This window comes from Pseudomonas brenneri (genome assembly GCF_007858285.1).
GTDB classification, from domain to species: domain Bacteria; phylum Pseudomonadota; class Gammaproteobacteria; order Pseudomonadales; family Pseudomonadaceae; genus Aquipseudomonas; species Aquipseudomonas brenneri.
In genome coordinates, this window is the sequence record NZ_VFIL01000006.1 from 366,103 (window position 1) to 391,081 (window position 24,979).

The following is a 24,979-nucleotide window of genomic DNA, read 5'->3' on the forward strand; positions in this document are numbered from 1 at the left end:
CCTGCCGTTCTCTTAAATCGCGCTCGCCGCAAGACTGCATTCACCGATACAGCCTGCGGAGAACAACAAATGCTGACGATCTACTCAGACGATCACCACCTGCACCACGGCCGTTGCGAACTGATGGACGGGCAATTGATGCCCTGCTTTGAAATGCCCTCGCGCGCCGACCACGTGCTGCAACGGGTCAAGGACCGCGAACTGGGCCCGGTGCAGGCGCCCCAGGATTTCGGCCTGGCACCGCTGCAGCGTATCCACAGCCGTGCCTACCTGGACTTCTTCAAGGGGGCTTGGGCGCGCTGGACCGAGTTCGGCCAAGACGGCGACCTGTTGCCCTACACCTGGCCCGCACGCACCTTGCGGCGTGTACTGCCCACCAGCCTGCATGGCCAATTGGGCTATTACAGCTTCGACGGCGGCGCGCCGATCACCGCCGGCACGTGGCAAGCAGCGTACAGCGCGGCGCAGGTCGCTCTCACAGCCCAGGCAGCCATCCAGCAGGGCGCCCACAGTGCCTTCGCACTCTGCCGCCCACCGGGGCACCACGCCGCCAGTGACTTGATGGGCGGTTATTGCTACCTCAACAACGCTGCTATTGCCGCCCAGGCCTTCCTTGACCAAGGCCATAAAAAGGTCGCGATCCTGGACGTGGATTACCACCACGGTAACGGTACCCAATCGATTTTCTATGAGCGCAGCGATGTGCTGTTCACCTCGATCCACGGCCACCCGGAAGCGGAGTTTCCGTTTTTCCTGGGCTATGCCGACGAATTGGGTGATGGGGCCGGTGAAGGCTTCAACTTCAACTACCCGCTGCCGGCTGGTTCCGGCTGGGAATCCTGGAGTGCAGCACTTGAAGAGGCCTGCACGGAGATTGAACGTTACGGCGCCGAGATCATCGTGGTGTCCCTGGGCGTGGACACGTTCAAGGACGACCCTATCTCGCAGTTCAAACTCGACAGCCCGGACTACCTGGCCATGGGCGCACGTATCGCGCGCTTGGGCAGGCCCACGCTGTTTGTGATGGAGGGCGGTTACGCGGTGGAAGAAATCGGCATCAATGCCGTCAACGTTCTCGAAGGTTTCGAGGGAGCAGCCCAATGAACATGCTCAAGTCGCTTGTGCTCTGCGCCGCCGTGCTGAGCACCACCGCCCATGCACAAGAAAACACCCTGCGGGTCTATAACTGGTTCGACTACATCACCCCCAAGGCGCTGGACGACTTCAAGGCCCGGAACCCGGCGATCAAGCTGATCTACGACATCTTCGACACCAACGAAGCCCTGGAAGCCAAGTTGCTGACTGGCAACTCCGGCTATGACGTGGTGGTGCCGTCCAATGTGTTCCTGGCCAAACAGATCGAAGCCGGTGTGTTCCAACCCCTGGACCGCAGCCAACTGCCGAACTGGAACCACCTCGACCCCAAGCTGATGAAGTTGATCGAGGCCAACGACCCCGGCAATAAATTCGCCGTGCCGTACATGTACGGCACCATTTTGATCGGCTTCAACCCGGCCAAGGTCAAGGCCGCGCTGGGAGACAGCGCCCCCGTAGACAGCTGGGACCTGATCTTCAAGGAAGAGAACATCAGCAAGCTCAAGCAGTGCGGCGTCGCCCTTCTCGATTCGCCGTCGGAAATCCTGCCCCTGGCCTTGCAACACCTGGGCCTGGACCCCAACAGCAGCAACCCCAAGGACTATGAAAAAGCCGAGGCCCTGCTGCTCAAGATCCGGCCGTACATCACCTATTTTCACTCCTCCAAATACATGGCTGACATCGCCAACGGTGATATCTGCGTGGCCGTCGGCTATTCCGGCAGCTTCTCCCAGGCTGCCAACCGTGCCAAAGAAGCCAAGAACGGGGTGACGGTCGATATGCGCCTGCCCAAGGAAGGCGCGCCGATCTGGTTCGACATGCTTGCGATACCCAAGGGCGCCAAAAACCCGCAAGACGCCTACACCTTTATCAACTACCTGCTGCAACCCCAGGTCATCGCCCCCATCAGCGATTTTGTCGGTTATCCCAACCCCAACAAGGACGCCACCGAACAGGTGGATCCAGCGATCCGCAACAACCCCAACCTGTACCCCAGCGAAGCAGCGATGGCCACGCTCTACACCTTGAAACCCCTGGCCCGCGATGCCGAACGTGCCAGGACCCGCGCCTGGACCAAGATCAAGTCCGGGACATAATCACTCATGGCCGGGGAGAGCACGCCCCGGCCATGATTATTTATCTACCGTCTTTCCCTCCCTCCCGGAAACTACCTTGGCGCTCTTAAAGCCTGACACTGGCCAAGGAGCTGCAGATGCCCAACGACTCATCCCTCACCAACAACCACCCTCCCAGTAACTATGAACTGTTGACGCAATTGAGCGTTGGTCCGTCCATTCGGGATGTCGCCGCCAACCTGTTGCGTTCCTCCCTCATTGAGCAATACCCGACACTCACTATCGACCCGGACCTGGCCATGGTTATCACGCCACACTGGCGCATCGTCGGCGATGTCATTCAGTCGGCGCCCGCCTCCGCGCAATCACTGACCTCGATCCTGGCCAACCAGGCCATGTCGCCGAGCATGGTGATCTATATCGACGGTGAGCATTTCCTCACCCTGGAGCCAGAGGCCCAGCCTGCCGTGCACCTACCGGTGAAGATCGATGCCATCGCACGGTTGATCAATGAGCTATCGGCCCTGATATTCACCGCCTTCCAGGAGCAGCAGCTCGATTACTGGAATGCCTCCAATGGCCTGTCAGGCCCGCGCTGGCAGACGCTCTCCCATTCCCTGCGCAAGGTGTGGAATGTCACCACCCAGGAAGGTTGGGATGAGCACGATTGCGCCATGGCCAGGACGTTGTTCCACGCTCCGGAGCTGGACAAGCGCAAGGCCTCCGATACGTACCAGACACACGCTTACCTGATCGACATGGATGGGCATCACAACAACAATGACGTTCACATTGGCCTATCGGATATGGCCGTGCTGATCGGTGTACACGAGCAGCGCCAGCGAATTCTGGCGTACTCGCTGATCAGCGGTTACGAGAAATTCGAGTCGCTGGATAAACTCGGCGAAGCGTTGCCGGCGAGCCTTACTCAATATCAACCCGACGTGAGTGTGCAATGGCGACTGTACGAACCTACCGGTGATTTCTTCGATAGCCTGGCGTGCAATCTGATCGCCCTGCAACTGCAAGAAATCGGCGTAGTTGGCTCGTCCAGCCTCGAAGCACCTCCCGCAACGGTCGTCACCGGCCAGGCGGTAGCCCGCATCCTGCCGGTGATTGAAGACTTGAGCGATGACTCGCTGTCGAATATCCGCCAGATCCATCAACAGCTCCCCAACTGGCTCGCTCGTGCCTCGGACCTGGATGTATCGACCTACAGCCGGTGCGTGATCGAGCTGGCCGAACTGCATACGCACAATCATGGGCAGTCTTTCCAGGACGGTATCCCACCGATCCGCGACTACGCCCGGCAGCAGCTGCAAAACCAGATGCAGACCCACAGAAATGACGCGAGCCTGAACCTGGACAAAATCGAGATCAGTATCGAGAGCCCGGTGCTCTGGGGTACCTTTGTGCTACCAGGCACCAGTGACATCACCCGGTGCAACCTGATCGACCTGGCCCTGGATAATCTCACCGGGCTACCCACCGGCACGGCCAGCGTGCGCTACAACGGTGGCAATGGCCCCACATGGTTGACGTACAGCTACCTCAAGGACCTGATCGAAACCCTCGACCTGGGCGAACACTATCCGAACCTCATCAAGCGCACCTTGCTTGACGACCCTATTGAGTCAAAGAGCCGACAAACCCTCTACACCTCACACTTGCAGGTGCAACTGCCGCTGCTGGCACTGCAGTGGAAAATTCAACGCCTGCATGGCCTCGATGATCGTGGTTACCGCTATATCGCCGCTGTCATGCACGCGCAAGCGCATGAACGGCAGGTCGATGGGCAAGCAATCGTCATCCGACGCCTGGCGTTTGTCCCCACCTTGCGCCCCGGCCAGACACAGGATGTGGTGGCCAATATGTTCGTGATCGGTCCCCGCGACCACACCCAAGGCCCGTGCCTACTGTATCGTCCACTGCTGGAGCCGGTGCTGGTTCAGTACCCGTCACGGCAAAACCTGCTCTATGCCATCAAGCATCACCGCACCTTGCGCGACTCGGTGCTGGCCTGGTTACCCGAAAACGTGCGCTTTAACTACGAGCAATACGTCTTCCCCACCGCACTGCCCTCACCGTGGACCGTCGTGCGCGGGCTGGTGGAGCCCCAGGTGGTGATGCAAATGAGCGGTCCCATTGCCTTGAGCGATGAAGTGGTAGGCAACGACACCCTGGCGACGCTGTTCAAGGACAACGCCAATGCGATGGTTGAACTGGCCACTCGGCAATCGGTATCCAACGTGAAGAAACGCTGGGCAAGCTACCGGCAAGCCGGCTGGATGATTTTCAGCGCAGCCTTGCCATTCATGGGGCGTACAGCCGGGATCGCCGTCTGGATCTGGCAAATCATGGACGACCTGCAAGCATCCGCCCAAACCGAGCCAGGGCCCGACGGGAAAGCTTCCTGGGCGGCGCAGGTCGACCTGCTGCTCAACCTGGGCATGGCCCTGGTGCTGCACGTCGCCCTGCGACATCCGCCGGGGCGAAAGACGATCAAGGAGCAACCGCCGGTACCTGAATCCACCCCCGTGACGGATCCTGAAATCGTACCGCTACCGGCCCGCAAAGTCCCCGTGACGCAACAACCCAACCTGCCCGATGCCGATCTACCCGCTCACCATCAAGGGCCCCTGTATACCAGCGGCCCGCTCAATCGCGCACCCGCAAACCTGGGAACAACACTGGAGCGCTTCAACATTGCCAAACCCGAAGGGCTGGGGGAGCCGATCAAAGAAGCAGGGGCTCACCTGCATCTCTATTCGCTTGCCGATAAATGGTATGCACCCGTCGGAGTCCGCTGGTTCGAGGTCACGGTGGATGAAAACGACAGTGTCGTGATCGTCGACCCAAAACGCCCCTCCCACAACGGCCCTTTACTGGTGAGTAACCTGGCCGGTCAATGGTTTGTCGATACCCGCCTGCGCCTGCGTGGCGCCGGCTTCCGGAACCGCCGGCAATCTGCCCGAGGCAAGACACCCTCCCGGATCAACGACCTCAGGGAGAAACTCAACAAATTCGACGCCGAAGAAAAACGCGGTCAGGCCGAAGTATCAGCGGCGCACGCGGCGATAGACCCGACTCCCGGGCCGTCCGCCGACCGCCAGCGCCAGACATTCCTCGACAAGGTGGACAGCCGCCTGGCCGAATATGACGTGCCCATTCGTCAACTGCGATCGCTGAACATCCTCGACTCGGTGCCCAACTACCAGAGCAGCATGATCGATTACTTGAACAAACAACTGCTGCTGACACGCTCTGCTATCTCAGAACGTCTCCCTGTCTTTCGCGAAAAGTTGTTGGTAGCGGTGGGAGACATAGAAGCCGTTACCGGCCAGAACTTAAAACAGCGCAGCGAAATCGCCCAGACAATGGCTAAGTTGAACCTGGATATGATCAACCGCATGGAGTACGCGCTTTCGCGCTTTCGCGAGTTGGAGGGCCTAGGCATAGAGGGTGCAAAAGTCATCCAGACCACCATGAAAGCCTTGCCCGAATTCAAGCTTTACGACCTCAAGGCGCTGCAACTCACCCTCAGCCGCTACCTGTGTATTGGCGAAGGCAGTGGGGAGGCCTTCACCAACGCCCACGCCCAACTCAATGACATCATCGATATCGCCGATCTCAACGTACAAACGTGGATCGAGACACTGGTAGAAGCCAGCGTCAGTGACCTGAACGAGCGCATTGAAGTGTTGAACAGCCTGCTCGACCAATTTGCAATTGTCGACCAGCGCCTGCTGGACCTACACACCGAATACCCGGAGCAGGTGCAACGAGAGCCGCTGGAAAACCTCCGCCAACAAGTCGAACAATTCAACCAGCAGGCGGTTCAGGAACTGGTGGGGCTGCTCAAGGAAAGAAAAGCCCAGGAGCCCAAACCCGGCCCATCAAAAACACCGCCGGCGCCCAAACGCAAAGTCATCAAGACGCGCTTCAACGGGGTCGTGGTGGGCGAGCCCCGTGAAGCCGAACGTAGCCTGGTGGACGTCAAGGCACCCGTGACGGGCAAGGTCATCGCGACCTTTCACGAAAAAAGCCCAGGGGTCTGGGTCGAGCGGGAGAGCCCCTCCTCAGCTTCCCTTGTACCCCAGGCCATCGACCTGAGTCGGAGTATCAATACCGGGCAGAGCCTGTTGGACGAAGAGCCCGCCGCCACCTTGCGAACCTTGAGCCACTCGAAGAAAGCCGGACGCATCCCGGTGGAAATCGAAGAAATGTTTCATCAGTACGCTGCACGCCTGGAACGCGCGGCGAGCACTATCGAAGAAGCTCTGACTCAACTCAACCTCACCGAAAGCGACCGCCCTCCCGCCGCCACCCTCAACCGCAAACTCAACAACGCGGCTACGCGGCTCTACGAGCTGGGAACAAGCACCCGCATCGAAATGACCAAACAGCAACCGCCGACGGCAGCACGGGTGGAATGGCTGCATAGCCAAGGGCTGGTGAAAATCGCCAAAGTGCTCACCCGCCGACGGCTCAAGGGCCCCGGGAAAAACTACCTCGACGAATACGAGGTGCGTGATCATCAAACTCACGCGGTGCTTTGGTACGCGCACTTTCACTATGAGTCGCCGCAAGCAGAGCTCGAACACTACATCGCCGGCCACCTCAAGACCCGCAACCAACAGAAACTTGGAGGCGCCATCCACCGCACAGGCTTGAGTGTCCGCGACCAGATCGCAATCTATCGCAGTGAAATCAGTCCGCAGTTGGCCCGCTCCCTATTCTTCCAGAGCTGATTATCATCCGACCTGCCAGGCCTTGCGCAACCTTGCCAGGGCCTGGGCGATGGCCTCTTCGGGCACGGCGGCAAACCCCAATACCAGGCCGGCGCGCGAGTCTGGTATCGGGATGGAATCGGGCAACCAGTAGCTGCTCAAACCGTTGATTTCGACATCCATCGCCCGGGCCTGGGCCAGCAATTGCGCTTCCCGAGCCAGGCTTTCCACCCGCACTGTGAGGTGCAACCCTGCTGCGACACCGGGCAGGCTGCCCATACCTGGCACATTGGCAGGCCAACCGGCCAGCAAGGCATTGCGTCGACTCAAGGCGGCACGACGCATCCGACGGATATGCCGCTGGAAATGCCCCGCTACCATGAACTCGGCCATCACCGCCTGAGTGCTGACCTCCGAATGCCGCACATCCACGGCGCGGCGCCGGGTGAAGGCGTCCACCATTGCCTGTGGCAGGACCAGATAACCCAGGCGCAACGCCGGGAACGCCACCTTGCCGAATGTGCCCACGTAGAGCACCCGACCGCTGCGATCCAGGGCCGCCAGCGGTGCCAGGGGCGCGCCGCTGTAACGGTACTCGCCGTCGTAATCGTCCTCGATGATCCAGCCGCCCGTGCGCTCGGCCCAGGCCAGTAATTCCAGGCGTCGCACCAGGCTCATCACCACCCCAGTCGGGTACTGGTGGGACGGCGTGACATAGGCCAGACGGCAGTCGTTGAGTGCGTTCAATGCCGTGCAATCGATGCCTTCGGCGTCTACCGCTACGCCATGGAGTTTGGCACCGGCAATCGCGAACGCATGCCCTGCCGCCCGGTAGCCGGGATTTTCGATCGCTACGGCATCTCCGGGCTCCACCAGCAGCTGTGCACAAAGGCTTATTCCCTGTTGCGCGCCACTGGTGATCACTATTTGCTCAGCGGTGCACTGCATGCCTCTGGAACTGCGCAGGTAGGCCGCGATCAGCCCGCGTAGGCGTTCGTCCCCCGCCGGGTCGCCATAGCACAGTTGCTGTAAGTCCGGCTTGCGCCAGAAAGCCGCATTGAGCTTGGCCCAGACGTCGAACGGAAATAAATCAAAGGCCGGCACACCCACCCTGAAAGCCCGAGGCGGACCACTGGGTGGCGATGGTAAATGGTTGTTTTGCAGGCGCTCCAGGGCCGGGCTGTGGATAACTTTACTGGACAAATTTCCAGCTAAATCTTCACGTTTTGTGGATAAGGCTGGGGATAAGCCTGTTGATAAGCCTGTGGACACTTTTGTGGATAGTTTTTTGGCCGCCGTCTTGCTGGTAGGCAGTTGTGCCACGTAGGTTCCATCACCCACCCGTCCTTCGATAAAGCCTTCGGCATACAGCTGATCGTAGGCCCGCACCACGCTGTTACGGGAAATCGCCAAAGCCGCCGCCAGATCGCGGCTGGCCGGTAGTCGCGTGCCGCTGACCAGCCGCCCATCCAGAACCCGCAGACGCAGCGCCTCGTATAACTGGCGCGTCAGGCCCTGGCGGCGATCCAGGTCAATCCCGGCCGGGTTGAACGACAGCGGCGGCTCTAACGGGGGCATGACAGACACTCCGTAAATTGGACCTATGAAATAGGCCAAAGATGGCTCTTACAACGAACCATTAGCCTGCCTAGGATGCAGGCATTCGCCAAGGAAAATTTCCATGTACACACCCCGTGCCTTTGCCCTCGACGATCTGCCCGAGCTGCAGCAACTGATCCAGCACACCCGCCTGGCGCAGTTGGTGACCTTTGGCGAGCAGGGCCTGCAGGCCAGCCACCTGCCGTTGCTGCTCAATCCTGATGAAGGCCCCAACGGCACCCTCTACGGACACTTGGCCAAGGCCAACCCGCAGTGGCAGGACCTGCAAAACGCCAGCGCGGCCCTGGTGATTTTTGCTGGTGCCGAGGCCTACGTCAGCCCGGCGTTTTATCCGGCCAAGGCCGAGCACGGCAAAGTCGTGCCGACCTGGAACTACATCGCCGTACACGCTTACGGCCAGGCCGAGGTGTTCACCGATGCCGAGCGCCTGCTGGGTGTCGTCGGCGCCCTCACCGAGCGCCACGAAACCGGTCGCGCCCAGCCATGGAAAGTCAGCGATGCCCCGGCCGACTATATTGACGGCATGCTCAAGGCCATCGTCGGATTCGCCCTGCCGATCGAGCGCTTGATCGGCAAACGCAAACTCAGCCAGAACCGCAGCGCGGCGGATATTGCCGGCGTGCGTGAAGGCCTGGCTGCCAGCCTCGATGTGCGCGACCAGACCCTCGCCCGATTCATGCCCAAGGAGCCCGTATGAACCCGATTGAAATCCGCCAGGTCACCCATGCCGACCACGCCGCATGGTTGCCGCTGTGGCAGGCTTACCTGCGCTTCTACAACACCGAACTGCCGGACGCGGTCAGCACCAGCACCTGGCAACGTCTGATCGACCCCAACGAACCAACCCATTCGGCCCTGGCCTGGCACGACGGCAAGGCAGTGGGCATGGTCAACTTCATCTACCATCGCTCCAACTGGAGCATCGAGAACGCCTGCTACCTGCAGGACTTGCTGGTGGACCCCGCCCAGCGCGGTACCGGGGTTGGGCGCAAGCTGATCGAATTCGTCTACACCACCGCCAAGGCTGACGGTTGCTGCAAGGTCCACTGGTTGACCCATGAAAGCAACGCGACCGCCATTATCCTCTACGAACGTATCGCCGAGCGCCCTGGTTTTATCCAGTTTCGCAAAGGCCTTTAAGGAGCACCGCATGTCGATATCACCGGCCGACTGGAAAGGCGCCCCGGCGCCCAGCGCAGAGCTGATCGAAGGACGCTTTATCCGCCTGGAAAAACTCGACCCGGCCCGCCACGGCGATGGTTTGTGGCAAGCCCTCGAAGGGCCCGGCGCCGACCCCAAGCTGTGGGACTACTTGCCCTATGGCCCGTTTCCCGAGCGCGCGGCCTTCGACGCCTGGCTGAACAATCACGCGCTTAACAGCGACCCGTACTTTTTCAGTGTGATCGACCGTGCCAGCGGCGACGTGCAGGGCATCCTCAGCCTGATGTCGATCGTCCCGGCCCAGGGTCGCATCGAAATCGGCCACGTCACCTTCGGCGCGCCGATGCAGCGCTCGCCAAAAAGCACCGAGGCGGTGTATCTGCTGGCCAGGCATTCCTTTGAACTGGGCTACCGACGCCTGGAATGGAAGTGCAACAACGCCAATGCCCGCTCCAAGTACGCAGCCGAGCGCCTGGGCTTCAGTTTTGAAGGGGTATTCCGCCAGCACATGGTGGTCAAGGGGCAGAACCGCGATACCGCGTGGTATTCGATTCTGGATGGGGAGTGGCCGACGGTGGGCGCGGGGTTTGAGGCGTGGTTGTCTGAGGGTAACCAGGCGGGTTCGGGCCAGTTGAAGGGCCTGGCGGAGTGTCGCCGCCAGGCGCTTTAAGCCTTAACCCAGTTTTTGCGCCAGCACCGCAATATGCTCCGGCCCAATCCCGCAGCAACCGCCCAGATGGCTGGCGCCGCGCGCTTGCCAATCGGTGGCCCAGTGCAGGTAGCCGGGCGGGTCAAGGTCCTCGCGCAGCGGGTCGAGGCCGTCGTTGGCTGTGGCCTCCTTGGGTTGCGGTGGGAAGGCGTTGGCGTAGGCGCCGATCTGAATCGTCACCCCCAGGCGGGCAAATGCCTGGTGGGCGGCATCAATCGCCGCACCGATCACCTCGGGCTGGCTGCAATTGAACAACAACACCTGCACACCCAACTGTGCCGCCGCTTCGGCCGCGTCCGCCACCGGTTCGCCGGAGCGCAGGCGCGGTGTTGCGTCGGTGTCTTCATCCTTGAGGGTAAACGACAGCCAGAACGGCTTGCCGTCCTCTGGCAGCCCCGCGTGGATGGCGCGTGCTTCGGCAATTGAACTCTGGGTTTCTGCCAGCCACAGGTCCACATGGGGGGACAGGCCTGCCACCAGTGGTGCTAGCAATTCGCTTGCCCTCGCCGCCTCAAACAGGTCGGGCCGATAGGAACCGAACAGCGGCGGCAACGAGCCCGCCACCCGCACCGCCTTACCCGATGCATTCACCGCCCGCCGTGCCAGTTCGCCAGCCAACGCCGCCAGGGCCTGCCCTTCAGCGGCAAACCGCGCTTCACCAATATGAAAAGGCACAACCGCATAGCTGTTACTGGTGATCACATTGGCACCGCTCTGGATATAAGCCGCGTGTACCGCCTCCACCGCCTGCGGTGCTTCGCTCAATGCCAGCGCCGACCATTCCGGTTGCCTGAAGGGCGCGCCACGGCGCTGCAGTTCGCGGCCCATGCCGCCGTCCAAAATTACTGTAGTTGCTGCGCCCATATGCTTTTTACTCATAAGCTTATGAAAATAACTCACTATGAGAGTCGTTCTTATAACTATTTAATACGCTCAATTCGCCTTATCACAACCTCTTTTTTAGTCAGGTGCCCTCCTTGAACATCAAACCGCTATTGGCCCTGGGCCTGACAATTTTGGCTGCCTCGACCCAAGCCTTCGGCGGTGCCACCCTGGACCGTATCGAGCAGAAAAAGGAGTTGGTCGGCGTGCTGATGGAAAGCTACCCACCGTTCTCGTTCCTCAATGAGCAAAACCAACTCGACGGCTTCGATGTGGATGTGGCCAAGGCGGTGGCGCAGAAGCTGGGCGTGAAGCTGCGCCTGGAAACCCCTTCATGGGATGTGATCGCCGCCGGCCGCTGGAGCGGGCGTTACGACATTTGCATCTGCTCCATGACCCCGAGCAAGGCCCGCGCCGAGGTGTTTGATTTCCCGGTGCAGTACTACGCCTCGCCGGCGGTGATTGTGGTCAATGCCAAGGATGAGCGGATCCACGGCGCCAAGGACCTGAGCGGCAAGAAGGTCGGGCTCACCAGCGCTTCAAGCTATGAAAGCTACCTGAACAAGAATCTGGTGATCGAAGGGGCCGAAGACACGCACTTGCAGTACCCGTTCGAGAATGTGCAGATCGCGCCCTACGACACCGATAACGTGGCCTTCCAGGACCTCGGCCTGGGCGCTGGTGTGCGTCTGGATGCGATCCTCACCAACCTGGTAACCGCCCAACCGCGCCTGAGCGAAGACAAACGTTTCAAGCTCGCCGGCGAGGCACTGTACTCGGAGCCCAATTCGGTGGCCATCGAGAAAGGCGACCCGCAATGGGACAACAAAGTGCGTGAAGTCTTCGCCCAACTGAAACAGGACGGCACCTTGAGCAAGCTGTCGCAGAAGTGGATCGGCGCCGATATCAGCCAATGAGCGCGTTCCCTACACCTCCCGAATCGCGCGTGCAGCGGCTGTTCGGTTTCCGCACCCGCCTGTACCTGACCTGGGCGGCATTGTTTGTGCTGTTCGCGAGTTTTTTCCTGAGCTTTGACCTGAAGTTCTCGATCATCCTCGACAAACTGCCCAATCTGCTGGGCCTGCACCTAGCGCCCAATGGCTTCCTGCAAGGCGCAGCGCTGACGCTATTTCTATGCCTGTGTTCGATTGTGGCGTCGTCGGTGCTGGGCTTTGTCACCGCGCTGGGGCGCTTGTCGAAAAGTGCCGTGGCCTTTGGCATTGCCAGTTTCTACGCGTCGTTCTTTCGCGGCACCCCGCTGCTGATCCAGATCCTGCTGATCTATCTGGGCTTGCCGCAACTGGGCCTGGTGCCGGGCGCCATCGCCGCCGGGATCATCGCCTTGTCGCTGAACTATGGCGCTTATCTGAGCGAGATTTTTCGCGCCGGCATTCTCGGCGTACCCCACGGCCAACGGGAAGCCGCCCTGGCCCTGGGCATGCGCGACAGCGCGATCTTCTGGCACGTGACCCTGCCGCAGGCCATGCGCACGATTATTCCGCCGACCACCAACCAGTTCATCTCGATGCTCAAGGATTCTTCGCTGATTTCGGTGATGGGCGTCTGGGAAGTGATGTTCCTCGCACAATCCTATGGCCGGTCGAGCTATCGCTATATCGAAATGCTGACCACCGCAGCGATTATCTACTGGATGCTGTCCATCGGGCTGGAGCTGATCCAGGCGCGGATGGAGCGCCATTACGGCAAGGGGTATGTACGACGCGGCTGATGTTCAGCCCGTCTGACGTCGCACCTTGACCACGCCCATCTGCAAACCGAACGGCCGGAACACCGCGTTCAACGACTTGAGCGTCTGATTGCCCTCGCCATGCTCGATATGCACCAGGGTGCGCACGGAAATCTTGCACATCCTGGCGAATTGGCTCTGGTGCAGGCCCGTGACTTCAACCCGCAGCCGGCGCACGGCTTCGCCGATCTGCAGGGTGCCCTGGGCCAGGCCCTGTTCCACGCTCTCAATCAACAAGGCGCGTGTATCCATGCTGATGGTCATCCGAGCCCCCATTGCTTCAATCGTTGGTCCAGCTTGCCGAGCGCGATGGCCGGGTGATTCAGGGTGACGGCTGGCAAACCGCTTGCCACCAGGAGGTCCGGCAACGCCCGCAAGTGCTCGGCATCTGCTCGCAGTCGTTCAAAGGCTTGCTGCGGATCGACAAAACCGGCCAGCGCGGTGCATACGCCGCGCCAGTTGATTTCACCGGCCACTTCCAGGGCCTTGGGCCACTTGGTGGTGCGGGTAATACCCTCGGCATCCATGACCATCGGGGCCAAGTCGTAAATCGGCGCCAGGCGCACAGAGGCACGTTCGCGAATAATCGAGGTGTTACGCCCATGGTTATCCGAGTTGCCGAGGATTTTGTTGAGCAAGTCCCGCCGCAAATAGTCGGCAATCAGGTCCGCGACTTCATCTGCCTGGCCAACCTTTATCCATTGATCGGCCAGCATCTGCACAACTTCCAGATGATCCATGTAGCTGCCAGGTGTGATCACACCCGCCAATGAATAAATCGACTCGACCGCCAGCCGCTCGACACCCGTCGCCGTCACATTACGATCAAACCGATGCATCCACAGGCTGGGCTTGGACGCCTCCTCCAATGCCAACCCCTGGGCGGCGACGGTTTCGATGCCTAATGCCTGGAGCGCCTTGTAGTAGTGAAATTCGCTCCTGAGGATCGCTTGATCGTTGAGGGTCGCACCATTGCGGGCAAATTTGATAAACCAATGCTGGGCAACATCGGCGTCTTCAAGAATCGCATCCGGATACAGCAGGCCTTCGCGACTCTGCGCCATCAATAGCTTCGGCGCCTCTCCTCCCGCTCCGGTCGCTCCGCCAATGGCGGCGCCTTGCTCGTAGGCATATTCCAGAAAACCGTTATCGCGGCTAATCACATCCTGCCGGGCAAAGCCGATGGGCAAGCGGGCACCCAATGCCTCAACGGATTCCTTGATACGCAAGTTGCCAATGGGCGCCGGCGTGCAGCGGCCGAGTAAAAACAGGTCCACGCTGACATTGTCCGGCTTGCTCTCGCCGACTCGCCTCATCAGAAAACGCTTCGCCGCACCTGCCGGCGCAATGTCGTGTAAGAACGCGGGAGCTGTCTTGAGGAAAGTAACATCCCACTCCAGAGGGAAACGGCCACTCACGGCGTTGGAAAACGCCTGTTGAATGTCATCAAGGTTTTCGACGAGATAATCCTGGCGATAGTGAAACCGACAGGGCCCCTCAAAGCCTTTTTGCGGCTCGGAGAACTCCAGCCGCATGGCATCGTGCCAATGACCCTCAGTATAAATTTGCAGCATGAGTGAGTGGATCGGTTCCATTTGCAATTTAATGCATCCTCAAGAGGTTAGCCGGTACCTAATATGCAATATAGTGCATTCAAATCGAAAGACGTGCTGATTTAACGCATTAAAATGCATCCAGAGCAGATCAGTACCCTATAAAGCGCAATAAAATGCAAATCCATCAACCACCTCGTCTGCCCTTGTCGCAGGGCGGCAGCGTCTTTTCAGACCACAACACCCACGCCTTGATTCGCCCCGGACTAAAGACATCTCCCGCCTGCCTCGAACACGCCCCCTGACAGTTATCCTCCCGCAGCCTCGCTAAATTCCCCGCCTCACATACCAGAGGTTGGGACCGTATGCCCTGCACATCCAAGCGACTTGCCCTTGTCATTGCCTTCGCGCTGAGCGCCTTCAGCATTCAAATAGCCTCAGCACGCGGGGATATGGAACCGCCCAGCGATCATCAGCCCGCCGCCCCCGAACCGGCCACGCCGTTTTATTTCGTCGATTACGCCACCACCGACAACGGTCGGAGCGTGGCCCAGGTGCTGGACCGTGCGGTGGACGCCTTGCTGGAGTCCGGCAACCTGAGCCTGGGCGAGCAGTACCTGATTGCAGATGACGCCCGTTACATGGGCAACCTGGCCCCTGGAAGAATCGGTGCGGTGCTGGAGCAACTGGCCGGCAGCCAGAACGCTAACCTGGGCAGTGCCACACAAAACAACATGAACCAGATCAGCAACGGCCTGCTCTCGGCCATGCGCGAGTTGAATGACTCCACCACTCGCTCCGGCCCTGGCCGGCTCTGGGTCCAGGGCCTGGGTAACACCGGCAGGCTCGACGGCCAACGCGGCAGCGCTGGTGTGAAGCAAAGCACTCAAGGTTTGATGCTGGGCGCCGACTGGGCGGTGGACCCCGCATGGCGGGTGGGCGCAATGGTCGGTAAATCGGACAGTGACCTGAGCGCCAAACGCTTCAAGGCCGACCTCGACAGCTGGCACCTGGGCGCGTATGCCGTGCGCCAGGATGGGCCACTCGCGCTGCGCCTGGGGGCGATCCATAGCAACCACAGTGGTCAGAACAAGCGCAGCATCGACTTCGACTTCATTGACTACCGCGAACGCGTCAACGGCCAATACAAGGCCCAAAGCCAGAATGCCTTCACCGAGTTGGGCTATCGGTTGGACAGCGGCACGTTCAATACAGAACCTTTTATCGGCCTGGGCTATCAGCGTTACCAGCGTAAGAGTTTCAAGGAAAAGGGCGGCATGACAGCCCTGAACGTCGGCGCGCAGACCCAGGACAACCTCAGCAGCACCTTGGGTGTGCGCCTGGCCAGCCTCTACACACTGGACAACCAGATGACCCTCAAGCCACACCTGAGCACCCACTGGAAACACCTTTACGGGGATGTCACCAGTCGCGTGCGCCAGTCTTCGGCGTGGGTGAACAAGGCCGTGTTCAACAGTGACTTCGTCATCGACGGCTCCTCGCTGGACCGCGACAGTCTTGCGCTGAAGGCTGGGCTGGATGTGGGAGTCTCCGCCAGCCAGAGCATCGGCCTGACCTACAGCAGCGAATTCGGCACGCGTAGCAGTAACCAGAGTGTCCTCGGCCAATGGACGCTGAGCTTCTAATAATCCAGGCGAAAAAAAAGGGGGGCACATGCCCCCCCGAGGATTAAGCGGTAGTGTCGAAGGCTGTCGATCAGCCTTCGATCTCAATCAGGATCTCGCCAGGGTTGACCCGGTCGCCCTTGGCCACATGAACAGCGGTGACCTTGCCGGCGATGGCCGCCTGCACTTCGGTCTCCATCTTCATCGCTTCGGTGATCAGCACGGCCTGGCCGGCCTTGACCACGTCGCCTTCCTTGACCAACACATCGACGATATTGCCCGGCATCGCGGTGCTCACATGCCCAGGCGCGCTGGCCTGCTTGCGTTTGCTGGTGCCGCCGCCGACGAACTCGTTGAGCGGTTCGAACACCACCTCTTCCGGCATGCCGTCGATGGACAGGTAGAAGTGACGCTTGCCTTCAGCCTTGACGCCGACACCGGTGATGTCGACGCGGTAGCTTTCGCCGTGCACGTCGATGACGAACTCGGTCGGCACACCTTCGCCACCAGCACGCGCCACGCCGCCCGCTTCGGGGATTGGCAACAGCACTTCAGGGGACAAGGTGCCGGCTTCACGCTCTTCGAGGAACTTGCGCCCGATATCGGGGAACATGGCGTAGGTCAGCACGTCTTCTTCGGACTTGGCCAACGCGCCGATTTCGCCGCGCAGTTTGGTCATTTCCGGCTTGAGCAGGTCGGCCGGGCGCACGTCGATCACGTCTTCGCTGCCGATGGCCTGGCGCCGCAGTTTCTCGTCCACCGTGCCCGGCGCCTTGCCGTAGCCGCCTTGCAGGTAGAGCTTCACTTCGTTGGTGATGGTCTTGTAGCGCTCGCCGGCCAGCACGTTGAAAAACGCCTGGGTACCGACGATCTGCGAGGTCGGGGTCACCAGCGGCGGGAAGCCCAGGTCTTCACGCACCCGCGGGATTTCAGCCAGCACTTCACTCATGCGGTTGAGGGCGCCCTGCTCTTTCAACTGGTTGGCCAGGTTGGAAATCATCCCGCCCGGTACCTGGTTGACTTGCACACGGGTGTCGACGGCGGTGAATTCGCTTTCGAACTGGTGGTACTTCTTGCGCACGGCATAGAAGTACAGGCCGATTTCCTGCAACAGTTCCAGGTCCAGGCCGGTGTCGAATTCGCTGCCTTTGAGGGCCGCGACCATCGACTCGGTGCCTGGGTGGCTGGTGCCCCAGGCGAAGCTGGAGATGGCGGTGTCGATATGGTCGGCGCCGTTTTCGATGGCCTTGAGTTGGCACATTGCAGCCAAGCCAGCGGTGTCGTGGGAGTGGATAAAGATCGGCAGGCTCTGCTCGGCCTTCAGCGCCTTGACCAGTTCGCCGGTGGCGTACGGGGTCAGCAGGCCGGCCATGTCCTTGATCGCCACCGAGTCGCAACCCATGGCTTCCATTTGCTTGGCCTGGGCCACGAATGCCTCGATGGTGTGCACCGGGCTGGTGGTGTAGGCGATAGTGCCCTGGGCGTGTTTGCCCGCCGCTTTCACCGCTTCGATGGCCACGCGCAGGTTACGCACGTCGTTCATGGCGTCGAAGATGCGGAACACGTCGATGCCATTCACGGCGGCCTTGGCGACGAAGGCTTTGACCACATCGTCGCTGTAGTGGCGGTAGCCCAGCAGGTTCTGCCCACGCAGGAGCATTTGCAGACGCGTGTTAGGCAACGCAGCGCGCAGTTTGCGCAGGCGCTCCCACGGGTCTTCTTTCAAGAAGCGCACACAGGCGTCGAAGGTCGCACCGCCCCAGACTTCCAGGGACCAGTAGCCGACTTTGTCGAGCTTGTCGCAGATCGGCAGCATGTCATCAGTGCGCATCCGGGTCGCCAGCAACGACTGGTGGGCGTCGCGCAGGATGGTGTCGGTAACGAAGATCTTCTTGCTCATTGTTATATTCCTCACAGGCCTGCGTGGGCGGCGATGGCGGCGGCGATGGCCAGGGCCAGCTCTTCGGGTTTGCGCTTGATCGAGTAGTTGGTCAGCTCAGGGTGGCTTTCCACAAAACTGGTGTTGAACTGGCCGCTGCGAAATTCCGGGTTGCGCAGGATTTCCTGGTAGTAGGCGGCGGTGGTCTTCACGCCTTGCAGGCGCATGTCGTCCAGGGCACGCAGGCCGCGATCCATGGCTTCTTCCCAGGTCAACGCCCACACCACCAGTTTCAGGCACATGGAGTCGTAGAACGGCGGGATGGTGTAGCCGGTGTAGATCGCCGTATCGGTACGCACGCCGGGGCCGCCAGGCGCGTAGTAGCGGGTGATCTTGCCAAAGCTGGGCAGGAAGTTGTTCTTCGGGTCTTCGGCGTTGATGCGGAACTGCAACGCAAAGCCACGGTGCTGGATGTCTTCCTGTTTCACCGACAGCGGCAGGCCCGAGGCGATACGGATCTGCTCACGGACGATGTCGATCCCGGTGATTTCTTCGGTGATGGTGTGTTCCACCTGCACCCGGGTGTTCATCTCCATGAAGTACACCTCGCCCTCGGCGAGCAGGAACTCCACGGTGCCGGCGTTCTCGTAGCCCACGGCCTTGGCCGCGCGCACCGACAGGTCGCCGATGTAGGCGCGCTGCTCGGGGGTCAGTTGCGGGCTTGGGGCAATTTCGATGAGCTTCTGGTTACGGCGCTGGATCGAGCAGTCGCGCTCGAACAGGTGCACCACGTTGCCAAAGCTGTCACCGAGGATCTGCGCCTCGATGTGCTTGGGGTTGACGATACATTTTTCCAGGAACACTTCCGCCGAACCGAAGGCCTTGGTGGCCTCGGAGATTACGCGGGGGAAGGCTTGTTCGAGTTCTTCGCGGCTGTTGCAACGACGGATACCGCGACCGCCACCACCGGAGGTGGCCTTGAGCATCACCGGGTAACCAATACGGTCGCCTTCGGTGAGGGCTTCGGCGATGTCGGCGACGTTGCCTTCGGTGCCTGGGGTGACCGGTACGCCAGCCTTGATCATGCTGCGGCGCGCTTCAGTCTTGTCGCCCATGCGGCGAATCACTTCGGCCGATGGACCAATGAATTTGATTCCGCGTTCGGCACAGATATCGGCCAGTTCGGCGTTTTCCGACAGGAAGCCGTAGCCGGGGTGCAACGCGTCGCAGCCGGTTTCCACCGCCAGGTTCACCAGCTTGCGCGGGTTCAGGTAACCGGCCAGGGGCTCGGCACCAATGCTGTGGGCCTCGTCGGCGCGCTTGACGTGCAAGGCATGACGGTCAGCGTCGGAAAAGACCGCCACCGAACGGATACCCATTTCGGCACAGGCCCGCACGATGCGGACGGCAATCTCACCACGGTTGGCGATCAGGATCTTTGTTATCACTTGGAAATTCCCTTGAGCCGATTGCTGCGTTCTTCGACCTGCTAGACCAGGTCGGCGCGTGACCAAATGTTTCCAGCCAGTCGCGAGAGACACACTATGCGCACTTAGGGATTAACAAAAATCAATAATTATTGGGTTGTGTATAAGTAAAGACTTATAGTTGATCGGACAGACCCCGGCGAGACCTTTTGAATTATGCGTAAGTCATTGATGCGTATGACATTACGCCAGTTGCAGATCTTCAATGAAGTCTGCGATTTGCGTTCCTACAGCCGTGCAGCCGAGGAAATGTCTCTGACCCAACCGGCGGTCAGCCTGCAAATCCGCCAGCTCGAAGAGCTGATCGGCCAGCCGCTGTTCGACTACGTAGGCAAAAAGCTCTACATGACCGAAGCCGCCGAAGCCCTGCAACGCGCCAGCCGGGACATCTTCGGGCGCCTGGAAAACCTCGATATGCAGCTCTCGGACATGCAGGGCTCGCTACAGGGCCAACTGAAACTGGCGGTGGAATCCAGCGCCAAATACTTCGTGCCGCACTTGTTCGCCGCCTTCAAGCGCCAGCACCCGGAGGTGCAACTGCACCTCACGGTGGTCAACCGCGCCCAGGTGATCCGCCGGCTGTCGGACAACCGTGACGACCTGGTGATCATGTCCATGGTGCCCCAGGACATGGGCCTGGAGTTCCTGCCGTTTCTCAACAACCCGATCGTGGCGGTGGCGCCGCCAGACCATCCGCTGAGCCTGCAAGGCCCGTTGCGCCTGCAAGACCTGGAGCCTTACACCCTGCTGCTGCGCGAGCCGGGTTCCGGGACGCGACTGGCCTGCGAGGAATATTTCAAGGAAAAGCGCGTGCACTTCACCCAGACGGTGGAAGTGGCCTCGGCCGAGGCACAGCGCGAGTGCGTCGTGGCGGGGTTGGGCGTGGCGCTTTTGACACGCCACGCCCTGAACCTGGAGCTGGCCACCGGCGGGCTCAAGGAGCTGCCGGTGGAAGAGCTGCCGCTGTACCGCAGTTGGTGCCTGGTGCAAGCCAAGGCCAAGCGCCTGTCACCGGTGGCCCATGCGTTCCTGGGCTTTATCCGCAACGAGCGGGTGCAGATCAGCGCGTTGGCTGAACGCTTCGCTGGGCGGCCGCGGGGGCCTGCCAGTGCAGCTCCGGATAATCACTGATGCTTTGCTGTAATTGGCGCTGGTCGCAACGGTCTTCAATTGCACGCCGGAACGCCATGCGGCGCTGGTCTTCCTGCTGACGACGGGTCTTGACGGTGCTGGTGCTGTCTTCGTAGTGCCGGGCCATTTCGAGTCTCCCAATGCGAGTACGGGGAGTACAGGATGGGCGCGGGGGATGACGGTTTGGCGGCGCGGGGGTTACAGGACGATGAATCTTCCTGAATCCGCTGAAGATCCAAATGTGGGAATGGGCTTGCTCCCACATTTTTGATCGGTGTACGACTCTTAGTCGTCGAGGGCTTTGACGGACTTGGGCGACAACCGCAGGCTGCGCAAACTGCGCTTGACGCTCTTGAGGTGGTTGACCAGGCTCGGCCCGCGCGCCATCGCCACGCCCATTGCCAGCACGTCGATCACGACCAGGTGGGCGATACGCGAGGTCAGCGGGGTGTAGATCTCGGTGTCTTCGTGTACATCGATCGCCAGGTTGACGGTGGACAGTTCCGCCAACGGTGTCTGGCTCGGGCACAAGGTGATCAGCGAGGCGCCGCTTTCACGCACCAGGTTGGCGGTGATCAGCAAGTCCTTGGAACGGCCGGACTGGGAAATGCAGATCGCCACATCGGTGGGCTTCAACGTTACCGCCGACATCGCCTGCATGTGCGGGTCGCTGTAGGCCGCCGCCGTCAGCAGCAAGCGAAAGAACTTGTGCTGGGCATCCGCCGCCACCGCGCCGGACGCACCAAAGCCATAGAACTCCACGCGCTGGGCCTGGGACATGGCAGTCACGGCTTTTTGCAGCTCGATCGGGTCGAGCTTCTCCCGCACCTCCATCAGGGTGTGCAGGGTGGTGTCGAAAATTTTCAGGCTGTAGTCGGCGACGGAGTCGTCTTCATGAATGGCGAACTGGCCGAAGCTGGCGCCGGCCGCCAGGCTCTGGGCCAGCTTCAGCTTCAAGTCCTGGAACCCCGAACAACCGATGGCGCGGCAGAAGCGCACGATGGTCGGCTCGCTGATCCCCACGCTGTGGGCCAGGTCAGCCATGGAACTGTGCATCACGGCCGCAGGGTCAAGCAGCACGTGATCGGCAACCTTGAGTTCCGATTTGCGTAACAGGTGGCGCGACTGGGCGATATGTTGCAACAGGTTCAAAGGGCTGGACTCTTGTTATTGGCAGACGCCAGGGATGTAGCAAGCTTGTAGTTATACTACAAGAATTGTTGATTTGCCCGTTCGATGCATCACTAAATCGCCCTGCTGCCCCCTGAATCAGCGGGCAAATGCTTTGTAGCTGCGGGTGCGCACGCGTTCCGGCTAGGGAAAAAGCGCATTTTTTCGTAACAAATCCGCCAAGCCTTCGGCCTCGATGGGTCGACTGATCAAGTAGCCCTGCACTTCATCGCAGTGTTCGGCCCGCAGGAAATCCATCTGCTGCTGGTCCTCCACACCCTCGGCCACCACCTTGAGCGCCAACCCGTGGGCCATGGCGATGATTGCCCGGGTAATCGCCAGGTCTTCACGCCCTTGGCCCAGGCCACGAATAAAGGTCTGGTCGATCTTCACGTAATCCACAGGGATGCGCTTGAGGTAACTGAGGGACGAATAGCCGGTGCCAAAGTCATCAATGGCCAACTTCACCCCCAGATCGCGCAATTGCTGGAAGGTGGCGATGATGTGCTCGACGCTGTCGAGCAACTGGCTTTCAGTCAGTTCCAGTTCCAGGTATTGCGGCGCCAGCCCGGTTTCGTCCAAGACCTGGCGCACCAGGCTCACCAGCTTGCCTTGGCGCAACTGATGCACCGACAGGTTGACCGACACCCGGATCGGCGCCAGGCCCTGGCGCTGCCACTCGCACGCCTGCCAGCAGGCCTGGCGCAGCACGAATTCACCCAACGGGACAATCAACCCGGTCTCTTCCGCCAGCCCGATAAAATCACCGGGCGGCACGCTGCCCCATTGCGGGTGGTCCCAACGCACCAGCGCCTCGGCGGCGTTCATCTTGCCGGTGGCCAGGCACAACTTGGGTTGGTAGAACACCTTCAGTTGGCGCTCATCAATGGCTTTGCGCAGTTGATTTTCCAACTGCAGGCGCTCAAGGGTGCTGGCTTGCAGGCTGTCGGTGTAGAACTGGAAGTTATTGCCGCCCAGGTGCTTGGCGTGTTGCATGGCCATGTTCGACTGGCTGACCAGTGCGGAAATTTCCCGCGCGTTATCGGGTAACAGGCTGACCCCGATTGAGGCGCTGACCACCAACTCATGCCCATCCACCGTCATCGGCACCCGCAGCTTGGCCAGCAGCCGGGTGGCGACCCGCGCCAGACTCGACAGGCTGCCATAAGCATCGAACAGCACCGCGAATTCGTCGCCGGACAGCCGCGCAATGGTGTCGGCTTCCGGTAATGCATTGATCAGGCGCCGGGCCATTTTTTGCAGCAACTGGTCGGCGACTTCATGACCCAGGCTGTCATTGAGCAGCTTGAAACGGTCCAGGTTGATATGCAGCAACGCCAGGCTGCGGCCACCCTGGCGTACCCGTTGATGGGCTTCACGCAGGCGCTCACGAAACAGCGAACGGTTGGCCAGGCCCGTCAGCTCGTCGTAATGGGTGAGGTAGCGCATGCGCTCCTCGGATTCGCGGCGTGCCGACAGATCAGCGAAGAAGCCGACGATATGGCTGACATTTCCCCGAACATCACGCACCACGCTCAATTGCAGCCATTGTGGATAAAGCTCGCCGTTCTTGCGCGCCTCCACCAACTCACCCTGCCAACTGCCGTGACTCAACAAGGCCTGGCGAATCACCGGGAAGTGTCGGCGCGCATCGCGGCTGCACGGCAGCTCCACGACATTGCGCCCGAGCATATCGTCGATATCAAAGCCGGTGACGCGGCTGAAGGCCTGATTGACCGCAATCAGCACGTACTCCGGGTCCAGGATCACAATGCCTTCGCTGGCCGCCTCAAATACCGTCGACGCCAGTCGCAGCTGTTCTTCCACCGCCTTGCCGGCGCTGATATCGCGCCGGGTACCGAGCATGCGCGTCACGCGTCCGCTGGCGGTACGCTCCACAGCGCGCCCACGGTCCTCGATCCACACCCAGCGCCCATCGCCATGGCGCACGCGGTACTCCACTTGATAGTCCTCGCTGCGCCCCGTCAAATGCTCCACCAGCGCGCGCTTGAGCAGCGGCAAATCGTCCGGGTGCAGGCGGGGCTTGAGGTCGCGCAGCATCGCCGTGACGTACTCCGGCTCCAGGCCAAACAATTCCTTGAGCTGGGTGTGATGGACCTCATCGGTTTGCAGGTTCCAGTCCCACAAGCCCAGTTCACTGGCCTGCAACGCCATGGCCAGGCGCGCCTCGCTTTTGCTCAGGGCCAGGCTGGCGGCGTCCAGTTGCTGGCCGCGTTGTTCGACGCGATGTTGCAGGCTGACCTGGGCCTCGCGCAGTTCCTGTTCGACCTGGCGCCGCTGCTCGACCTCGCGCACCAGTTCCTGATTCAACTGCTCACTGCGCTGACGGGCCTGTTGCAGGTGTTCGATCAAGGCCTGGTTCTGGAAACGCCGTAGCAAACCGCGCTGGATCAGGCGGTTGACCTGCCACGCCACCAGACTCAGGGACGCCAGCAGAATCAGGCCCAGGTAACTCCAGCCCTGCAATCGCGGTTCGCCGCTGAAGAATAGATAGAGGATGGTGGGCACCAGGCAGGGCAAGGCAAACGACAAAAAGGCCGGCACACTCACGGCGTAGGCCACGCTGGCCGATAGCGTCGCCACGCCAATCAGGCCAAAGATCCAGGCCTGCTGTACGAAACTGTCCAAGGGCACCAGGGCAATGGCTGCGCTCGCCAGGGTCAGGCCGCTGGCCGCCGAGCCCAACATGAACATCCGTCGCCAGATCGGCTGTGCCTGCCGGCTGGGCAGGGCGCTGTCGAAGGCCGCCACCTGGATCACCCGCATCGCCACCAGCGCCAGCAACCACACCAGCCAACCACCGACCAGTACATAGCGCGGCGGGCTCCAGAGCAACCAGGCGCAGACCAGACCGTTGATCAACATTAATAAAGTGGGCAGCAACGAACCTTGGTACAACAGACGCGTGCGCTCGACCGCCATCTCCATGGCGTAGTGCTTGCGGATAACCTGAGCCGGCGCGACAGAAGGGCCAGGCAGGTCAGTGCTGAGGGTCATAGGCAGTGTTCTTATAATGGTGAGCCCGAAACGTCGACGGAGCATACACAAGCAGGCCGGCAGACCAAACTGCTCTGGATCATAAAATTCTGCGAA

General features: G+C 60.6%; 19 protein-coding genes. 10 read left to right on the top strand and 9 right to left on the bottom strand.

Features of this window, described 5'->3' with window-relative positions:
• The first annotated feature begins 69 nt into the window (after nt 1-69).
• The 3 genes from FJD34_RS15965 to FJD34_RS15975 all read left to right on the top strand — a co-directional run bounded on the left by FJD34_RS15965 (nt 70) and on the right by FJD34_RS15975 (nt 6,922).
• Nucleotides 70-1,104 (top strand): histone deacetylase family protein, encoded by a 1,035-nt coding sequence (locus tag FJD34_RS15965; protein ID WP_090292488.1) that lies wholly within the window; start codon nt 70-72, stop codon nt 1,102-1,104.
• Nucleotides 1,101-2,192 carry a polyamine ABC transporter substrate-binding protein gene (locus FJD34_RS15970; protein WP_032856715.1) on the top strand — a complete coding sequence of 364 codons (1,092 nt, stop codon included), beginning with the start codon at nt 1,101-1,103 and terminating at the stop codon, nt 2,190-2,192. The genes FJD34_RS15965 and FJD34_RS15970 overlap by 4 nt, the downstream gene beginning before the upstream one ends.
• Nucleotides 2,193-2,308: 116 nt before the next feature.
• Nucleotides 2,309-6,922, top strand: a complete 4,614-nt coding sequence (locus FJD34_RS15975) for a dermonecrotic toxin domain-containing protein (protein WP_032856714.1) — start codon at nt 2,309-2,311, stop codon at nt 6,920-6,922.
• 3 nt (nt 6,923-6,925) lie between these two features.
• Here the strand turns inward: FJD34_RS15975 and pdxR are convergent, their stop codons facing one another.
• Nucleotides 6,926-8,479, bottom strand: a complete 1,554-nt coding sequence (gene pdxR / locus FJD34_RS15980; protein WP_090292489.1) for a MocR-like pyridoxine biosynthesis transcription factor PdxR — start codon at nt 8,477-8,479, stop codon at nt 6,926-6,928.
• A 103-nt stretch (nt 8,480-8,582) separates the two neighbouring features.
• On the opposite strand from pdxR, the gene FJD34_RS15985 reads away from it, so the two are divergent.
• Genes FJD34_RS15985 through FJD34_RS15995 form a run of 3 tightly spaced genes read left to right on the top strand, consistent with a single transcriptional unit; the run spans nt 8,583 to nt 10,352 of the window.
• Nucleotides 8,583-9,218, top strand: a complete 636-nt coding sequence (locus tag FJD34_RS15985) for an FMN-binding negative transcriptional regulator (protein ID WP_032856710.1) — start codon at nt 8,583-8,585, stop codon at nt 9,216-9,218.
• Nucleotides 9,215-9,661, top strand: coding sequence for a GNAT family N-acetyltransferase (locus FJD34_RS15990; RefSeq protein ID WP_090292491.1), 447 nt, complete (start codon nt 9,215-9,217; stop codon nt 9,659-9,661). The genes FJD34_RS15985 and FJD34_RS15990 overlap by 4 nt, the downstream gene beginning before the upstream one ends.
• Nucleotides 9,662-9,671: 10 nt before the next feature.
• Nucleotides 9,672-10,352 carry a GNAT family N-acetyltransferase gene (locus FJD34_RS15995; protein WP_090292493.1) on the top strand — a complete coding sequence of 227 codons (681 nt, stop codon included), beginning with the start codon at nt 9,672-9,674 and terminating at the stop codon, nt 10,350-10,352.
• A gap of 3 nt (nt 10,353-10,355) precedes the next feature.
• Here FJD34_RS15995 and FJD34_RS16000 read toward each other — a convergent pair whose 3' ends face one another.
• A complete protein-coding gene (locus FJD34_RS16000) occupies nt 10,356-11,255 on the bottom strand; it encodes a homocysteine S-methyltransferase family protein (protein ID WP_032856706.1) in 900 nt (299 codons plus the stop codon).
• Between the two features lie 113 nt (nt 11,256-11,368).
• Between FJD34_RS16000 and FJD34_RS16005 the strand changes: the two genes are divergently transcribed.
• Both FJD34_RS16005 and FJD34_RS16010 read left to right on the top strand, forming a co-directional pair.
• Nucleotides 11,369-12,190 carry an ABC transporter substrate-binding protein gene (locus tag FJD34_RS16005; RefSeq protein WP_032856704.1) on the top strand — a complete coding sequence of 274 codons (822 nt, stop codon included), beginning with the start codon at nt 11,369-11,371 and terminating at the stop codon, nt 12,188-12,190.
• The gene (locus tag FJD34_RS16010; protein ID WP_065942305.1) at nt 12,187-13,002 is read left to right on the top strand and encodes an amino acid ABC transporter permease; all 816 of its coding nucleotides are present in this window, start codon (nt 12,187-12,189) and stop codon (nt 13,000-13,002) included. Before FJD34_RS16005 ends, FJD34_RS16010 begins: the two co-directional genes overlap by 4 nt.
• 3 nt (nt 13,003-13,005) lie before the next feature.
• Here the strand turns inward: FJD34_RS16010 and FJD34_RS16015 are convergent, their stop codons facing one another.
• Together FJD34_RS16015 and FJD34_RS16020 are read right to left on the bottom strand one after the other, a co-directional pair.
• Nucleotides 13,006-13,284: a helix-turn-helix domain-containing protein gene (locus FJD34_RS16015; protein ID WP_032856701.1), complete on the bottom strand. Its 279-nt coding sequence runs from the start codon at nt 13,282-13,284 to the stop codon at nt 13,006-13,008.
• On the bottom strand, nt 13,281-14,615 hold the full coding sequence (locus tag FJD34_RS16020; protein ID WP_032856699.1) for a HipA domain-containing protein: 1,335 nt from the start codon (nt 14,613-14,615) through the stop codon (nt 13,281-13,283). Before FJD34_RS16020 ends, FJD34_RS16015 begins: the two co-directional genes overlap by 4 nt.
• 323 nt (nt 14,616-14,938) lie before the next feature.
• Between FJD34_RS16020 and FJD34_RS16025 the strand changes: the two genes are divergently transcribed.
• Entirely contained in the window at nt 14,939-16,219 is a 1,281-nt protein-coding gene (locus tag FJD34_RS16025) for an autotransporter outer membrane beta-barrel domain-containing protein (RefSeq protein WP_090292495.1), read from the top strand.
• A gap of 70 nt (nt 16,220-16,289) precedes the next feature.
• Here the strand turns inward: FJD34_RS16025 and oadA are convergent, their stop codons facing one another.
• Together oadA and FJD34_RS16035 are read right to left on the bottom strand one after the other, a co-directional pair.
• Nucleotides 16,290-18,098 (bottom strand): sodium-extruding oxaloacetate decarboxylase subunit alpha, encoded by a 1,809-nt coding sequence (gene oadA / locus FJD34_RS16030; protein WP_032856696.1) that lies wholly within the window; start codon nt 18,096-18,098, stop codon nt 16,290-16,292.
• 11 nt (nt 18,099-18,109) lie between these two features.
• The gene (locus tag FJD34_RS16035; RefSeq protein ID WP_032856695.1) at nt 18,110-19,525 is read right to left on the bottom strand and encodes an acetyl-CoA carboxylase biotin carboxylase subunit; all 1,416 of its coding nucleotides are present in this window, start codon (nt 19,523-19,525) and stop codon (nt 18,110-18,112) included.
• Nucleotides 19,526-19,720: 195 nt separating this feature from the next.
• Here FJD34_RS16035 and FJD34_RS16040 point away from each other — a divergent pair, with 195 nt between their 5' ends.
• Nucleotides 19,721-20,695 carry a LysR family transcriptional regulator gene (locus FJD34_RS16040; RefSeq protein ID WP_032856693.1) on the top strand — a complete coding sequence of 325 codons (975 nt, stop codon included), beginning with the start codon at nt 19,721-19,723 and terminating at the stop codon, nt 20,693-20,695.
• Here FJD34_RS16040 and FJD34_RS28360 read toward each other — a convergent pair.
• The 3 genes from FJD34_RS28360 to FJD34_RS16055 form a co-directional block, all read right to left on the bottom strand.
• Nucleotides 20,625-20,822 (bottom strand): PA3496 family putative envelope integrity protein, encoded by a 198-nt coding sequence (locus FJD34_RS28360; protein WP_082445499.1) that lies wholly within the window; start codon nt 20,820-20,822, stop codon nt 20,625-20,627. The genes FJD34_RS16040 and FJD34_RS28360 overlap by 71 nt on opposite strands.
• A 158-nt stretch (nt 20,823-20,980) precedes the next feature.
• Nucleotides 20,981-21,847 carry a transcriptional regulator HexR gene (gene hexR, locus FJD34_RS16050; protein WP_029290040.1) on the bottom strand — a complete coding sequence of 289 codons (867 nt, stop codon included), beginning with the start codon at nt 21,845-21,847 and terminating at the stop codon, nt 20,981-20,983.
• A gap of 162 nt (nt 21,848-22,009) precedes the next feature.
• Nucleotides 22,010-24,883 carry a GGDEF domain-containing phosphodiesterase gene (locus FJD34_RS16055; protein ID WP_090292498.1) on the bottom strand — a complete coding sequence of 958 codons (2,874 nt, stop codon included), beginning with the start codon at nt 24,881-24,883 and terminating at the stop codon, nt 22,010-22,012.
• Between the last annotated feature and the right edge of the window lie 96 nt (nt 24,884-24,979).